At 60.8% G+C, this 1674-nt stretch carries 1 protein-coding gene; it reads left to right on the top strand.

Annotated elements, in window-relative coordinates; genetic code table 11:
- Positions 1–45: 45 nt before the first annotated feature.
- Positions 46–1647, top strand: coding sequence for an IS1182 family transposase (locus K3F49_RS39010; RefSeq protein ID WP_234686153.1), 1602 nt, complete (start codon positions 46–48; stop codon positions 1645–1647).
- Positions 1648–1674: the final 27 nt, after the last annotated feature.

Here is a 1674-nt window from a genome sequence, read left to right as displayed (position 1 = left end):
GGGCAAGAACTCGGCATTTTCGGGAGTTGATGTACGATTCTGCTTATGACGAATCGTACATTCAAGAGCGGCGAGAGCCGTGAACTAGCAAACCTGATTCCTGCGCGGATTGAGGATTATGTTGGACGGGATAATCCAGTCCGGGCGATCGAGAGCTTTGTCTGTGCTCTTGACCTCATAGAGCTTGGCTTCCGCCACGCCGACCGCGGCGCGGGTGGGATGGGTCAGCCGCCGTACGATCCGGCCGATCTCTTGAAGCTCTATCTTTACGGCTACATCAACCAGATCAGGTCATCGCGCCGGCTGGAGCGGGAAGCGAGCCGTAATCTAGAGCTGATGTGGCTACTGAAGAGCCTGAAGCCGGGCTATCGGACGATCGCCAAGTTCCGCAAGGAGAACTGGCAGGCTCTGAAGGCGGCGAACCGCAGCTTTGTGTTGCTTATCCGCCAGCTTGGCCTGGTCGGCGGCACGGTCGTGGCGATCGACGGCTCCTTCTTCCATGGCGACGTCAGCAAAGCGAGCATCTTTACGCGCAAGAGGCTCGCCGATCAGATCGCAAAGCTTGACCAGGAGATCGAGGCTTACCGCAAATCCCTTGACGACAACGACGTGACGGAAGCCGGGGATACGAGCAAGGATCGAACCGACGGCGGCGGAGGCGATGGCGAGGATCTCGGCGCCAAAGTCGCGGCACTGATGGCCCGTCGCTCGCGCGCGCAAGCCGATCTGAAGCGGCTGGAAGAGACTGGTGAGACGCAATTGTCCCTGACCGATCCCGACGCACGGCTTCTGGTCAAGAGCGCGCAAGGCGTTGCGGGCTATAACGTACAGCTCGCCGTGGACGACAAACACAAGCTCATTGTCGCAAGCGAGGTGGTGAACGATAGCAGCGACGTCAATCAGCTCCATGCGATGGCAAGAGCTACCAAGGAGGCCCTCGACGCGCAGGCGCTACAGGTGCTGGCGGACGAAGGCTATTACAGCAGCGCTGGCCTGAAGGGCTGCGAGGACGATGGCATCGAAGCCTATGTTCCCCCATCAGATGGCAACCAGCGGCTCGAGAAGGAAGGCCGCTTCGGCCTCAGAAGCTTCAGTTATGACGCCGCCGCCGACGCCTACACCTGTCCGGCTGGAGGATTGCTGCATGCGATGGACGGACGCCGGACGAGTGCCAACGGCCGCATCGAGATACGCTATGCGGGTAGCAAGAAGACCTGCGGGACGTGCGTGTTGAAGGCTCGTTGCCTCTCCCCGACGGCGGTCAACCGGATCATCAGTCGCTGGGAGCACGAGGACGTTCTCGACCGTCATCGCGCACGAATGGCAGGCGCAGGCCAGTTGATGCGCCGTCGTTCGGGCATTGTCGAACACCCCTTCGGCACGCTCAAGTGCCGCGCCGGCTATCGCCACTTTCTCGTTCGCGGCTTCGACAAGGTCCGCGGCGAATGGAGTCTCATGGCCCTCTGCTACAACTTCACTCGCGCGCTCAACATCATCGGCTTCGATGCCTTCATGGCCCGCATGGCAGAGCTGCTCGCAGCGTTCCAATGCGCTCTCGCTGTCCTGCAGCGCATCCAGCCCGTTCCAGGACCATCCCGGACGCATATCGAGCCACGGTCCGCAATCGTCCTTATCCTAGCTCATTAAAAGTAGTTCTTGCCCAGCCTCGACGGG

The organism is Bradyrhizobium monzae, from assembly GCF_021458635.1.
Classification (GTDB): Bacteria; Pseudomonadota; Alphaproteobacteria; order Rhizobiales; family Xanthobacteraceae; genus Bradyrhizobium.
The sequence above is the reverse complement of the archived record's forward strand: the minus strand, read 5'-3'. Positions and strand labels throughout refer to the sequence as shown.